The organism is Streptomyces sp. LS1784 (genome assembly GCF_020103755.1).
GTDB lineage: Bacteria > Actinomycetota > Actinomycetes > Streptomycetales > Streptomycetaceae > Kitasatospora.
In genome coordinates this window covers 1-3,027 of the sequence record NZ_JAHSQD010000781.1, presented here as the reverse complement: position 1 = coordinate 3,027, position 3,027 = coordinate 1, and the positions used below count along the sequence as shown (strand labels likewise).

The window sequence follows — 3,027 nt, the reverse complement described above, 5'->3', positions numbered from 1 at the left end:
GGGCCTGAGCGGTCCGGGGGAGCGGCGGCCGGGCGGAGACCCGGGCCTCCGTGGAAAACCTGGTCGGCGCCGCCCGCCGGCTGCGCGAGGAGCCGGCCGGCTGAGGGAGGCCGGGGCGGGCGCGGCAGCACTACCGCGCCCGCCCCGGTGACACCGGAGGGGACGGTCAGTTGACGAAGACCGCCGGGCTGCCCGTCTGGCTGGTGTCGGCGACCGGGCCGTAGGTCGCGGAGAAGTAGCCGTCGCCCGGGCAGAGCGTCGAGCCGCCGCTCTTGGCGAAGTGCTCGGTGCGGAAGGCCAGGCTGTGCGCGGCGTTGTCGGCGCTTCCGGTGAACGCGCCGCTCAGCTGGTAGGAGCAGGTGATGGTGCCGAACCAGGTGTCCAGCACGGCGGTGGCCTGGATCGTCCCGGCGGAGCCGCCAGTGAGGGTGACAGGCAGGCCGGGTGCGTCGGAGACGGTGACGCCGTACGGCAGGTTGCCGACCGTCAGGCTGCGCACCGAGGTGACCCCGGTGACGTTGGCGGTGCACGAGCCGAAGGTCAGCCCGGTCAGCGACGCGGTCGCGCTGCCCGGCGCCGCCGGGTTGCTCAGCACCGAGGCGGAGAGCTGGGAGGTGGCGCAGGTGACACCCGTGGTGCTGGTCGCGGTCGAGTAGAAGGTCGCCTTGGTGCCCGCGGCGAGCGGCGCGGCGAGCGCGTCGCCCACGGCGACGGCGGCGCCGCCCGCGCTCCCGGCGGTGAGCACCGGACCGGCGGCGAGGGGCTCGGGGGACGCGGAGGCGGGTACGGCGGCCAGCGCGAGTGTGGTGGTCGCGCAGACGGCGGCGGCGGTGACGGCCAGGTGGCGGCTGAAGCGCATGGGGAAACCTCTTCCTCGGTGAGGGGCGAGAAGACGTCCTCTCGCGGCTCCTGAGCGGTGGGGACCGGGGAGCGCGCGGCGTTTCCGGGTCCATAGGTTCCAGCCGTGACCGCGTGCCGTCAAGGCAGTGGGACGAACTTGCTGACTTTTCGTCAACAAGACCGGCTGATGCCGTCGGCTGCGGTCCGCCTTCGGCATCCCGGCACACACCGGCCCGGCCCCGCAGCCCTGAGCGCCCGGCCCGGCCCAGCCCGGCACGGTTTGGCCCAGCCCGGCCCGGGCTGCCGACGCCGTACGGGCCGGAGTGCCCGCCCGCTCCGACGCCTGCGAGAATTCCGGCATGGCTGAGCGCGAAACCGACCACGGCTACCTCCTGGACAACCGGCAGTCGGAGGCGGGCATCCGGTTCGGCGCCCTCGCCGAGCTGTTCGACCCGGTGACCTTCCGGCACGTCGACGCCCTCGGGATCGGCCCCGGCATGCGCTGCTGGGAGGTCGGTGCGGGTGGTCCCTCGGTGCCGCTCGGGCTCGCCGAGCGGGTCGGCCCGACCGGTGCGGTGGTCGCGACCGACATCGACGTCTCCTGGACCGCCCCCGCCGCCGGCGGCGTGATCGAAGTGCTGCGCCACGACGTGGCGGCCGACCCGCCGCCACCCGGCGGCTTCGACCTGGTGCACGCCCGGCTGGTCCTGGTGCACGTCGCCGACCGTGCCGAGGCCCTGCGCCGGATGGTGCAGGCGCTGCGCCCCGGCGGCCGGCTGCTGCTGGAGGACGCCGACCCGGCCCTGCAACCGCTGCTCTGCCCGGACGAGTCCGGCCCCGACGAGCGCCTCGCCAACCGGCTGCGGGCCGGCTTCCGCACCCTGATGGCGGGACGCGGCGCCGACCTCGCGTACGGGCGGACGCTGCCCAGGGCCTTGCGCGAAGCGGGCCTGGTCGACGTCCGGGCCGACGCGTACTTCCCGATCACCTCGCCGGCCTGCGCGGTCCTGGAGGACGCGACGGTGCGGCAGATCCGCGGGCTGCTGGTGCGGGAGGGGCTCGCGACGGAGGAGGAGATCGAGCGTCACCTGGCCAACGTCGCCTCCGGCCGGCTCGACCTGGCCACCGCCCCGATGATCTCCGCCTGGGCGCGCCGCCCGTGACGCGGCCGACCGACCCCGACGGGGCCGAGTCCGCCGTGCCGCTCGCCGAGGTGCGGGCCTCCGCCGGGCGGGTCCTCGCCACCGTCGGAGCACTGACCGACGGGAACCACGGGCCGTCGGTCTAACCTCGACGGTATGGACGCGTTCGAACACCCGGGCGGGCAGGCCGGTCCGCCGGGGGAGGAGCTGGAAGCCCTGGTACGGCTGCTGGACCGGCGCGGTGCGGTGGTGCTCAGCGGGGCGGGCCTGTCCACCGAGTCGGGCATCCCCGACTACCGCGGCGCCACCGGCCGCCGCCGCAGCGGCACCCCGATGACGTACCAGGAGTTCACCGGCAGCGCGGACGCCCGGCGCCGCTACTGGGCCCGCAGCCACACCGGCTGGCCCGCGATCGCCGGGGCCCGGCCCAACTCCGGGCACCACGCGGTGGACCGGCTGCGCCGGACCGGGCACGTCGCGGCGGTCATCACCCAGAACGTGGACGGCCTCCACCACGCGGCCGGCACCCGGGAGGCCGTCGAGCTGCACGGCGGACTCCGCCGGGTGGTCTGCCTCGACTGCCGCCGCACCAGCACCCGGGCCGAGCTGGACCGGCGGCTGGAGGAGCTCAACCGGGGCTTCCGCCGGCCCGGGGCGGAGCTGAGGCCCGACGGCGACGCGCGGCTGCCGCAGCCGCTGGTGGACGGCTTCCGGATCGCCGCCTGCACGGACTGCGGCGGGGTGCTCAAGCCCGACGTGGTCTTCTTCGGCGAGAACGTTCCGCTGCCCCGGGTCGAGCACTGCTACGAACTGGTCGACGCGGCGAGTTCGTTGGTCGTCCTCGGCTCCTCCCTGGCGGTCCTGTCCGGGCTGCGCTTCGTCCGCCGCGCCGCCCGGGCGCGGCTACCGGTCGCGATCGTCAACCAGGGGCCGACGCGCGGGGACGGACTCGCCGCACTCCGGCTCGACCTGCCGCTGGGACCGGCCATGACGGAGGTCGCCCGGCTGCTCGGCGCGGGCTGACCGGCCCGCTCAGCCGGCCGGC

At 75.9% G+C, this 3,027-nt stretch carries 4 protein-coding genes; 3 read left to right on the top strand and 1 reads right to left on the bottom strand.

Annotated elements, in window-relative coordinates:
• Nucleotides 1–166: 166 nt before the first annotated feature.
• Nucleotides 167–859, bottom strand: coding sequence for a Tat pathway signal sequence domain protein (locus tag KS423_RS42255; protein ID WP_224285018.1), 693 nt, complete (start codon nucleotides 857–859; stop codon nucleotides 167–169).
• Between the two features lie 340 nt (nucleotides 860–1,199).
• On the opposite strand from KS423_RS42255, the gene KS423_RS42250 reads away from it, so the two are divergent.
• The 3 genes from KS423_RS42250 to KS423_RS42245 are packed head-to-tail and all read left to right on the top strand — an operon-like array spanning nucleotide 1,200 to nucleotide 3,005.
• Nucleotides 1,200–2,003, top strand: coding sequence for a class I SAM-dependent methyltransferase (locus KS423_RS42250; protein WP_224285017.1), 804 nt, complete (start codon nucleotides 1,200–1,202; stop codon nucleotides 2,001–2,003).
• Nucleotides 2,000–2,128 (top strand): hypothetical protein, encoded by a 129-nt coding sequence (locus KS423_RS47740; RefSeq protein WP_263455809.1) that lies wholly within the window; start codon nucleotides 2,000–2,002, stop codon nucleotides 2,126–2,128. Before KS423_RS42250 ends, KS423_RS47740 begins: the two co-directional genes overlap by 4 nt.
• Before the next feature lie 10 nt (nucleotides 2,129–2,138).
• A complete protein-coding gene (locus KS423_RS42245; protein WP_224285016.1) occupies nucleotides 2,139–3,005 on the top strand; it encodes an NAD-dependent protein deacetylase in 867 nt (288 codons plus the stop codon).
• Nucleotides 3,006–3,027 lie beyond the last annotated feature (22 nt).

Bases quoted from the DNA above. Each gene is read 5' to 3' on its own strand.
- KS423_RS42255 (WP_224285018.1), bottom strand. From the start codon at position 859: ATGCGCTTCAGCCGCCACCTGGCCGTCACCGCCGCCGCCGTCTGCGCG.
- KS423_RS42250 (WP_224285017.1), top strand. From the start codon at position 1,200: ATGGCTGAGCGCGAAACCGACCACGGCTACCTCCTGGACAACCGGCAG.
- KS423_RS42245 (WP_224285016.1), top strand. From the start codon at position 2,139: ATGGACGCGTTCGAACACCCGGGCGGGCAGGCCGGTCCGCCGGGGGAG.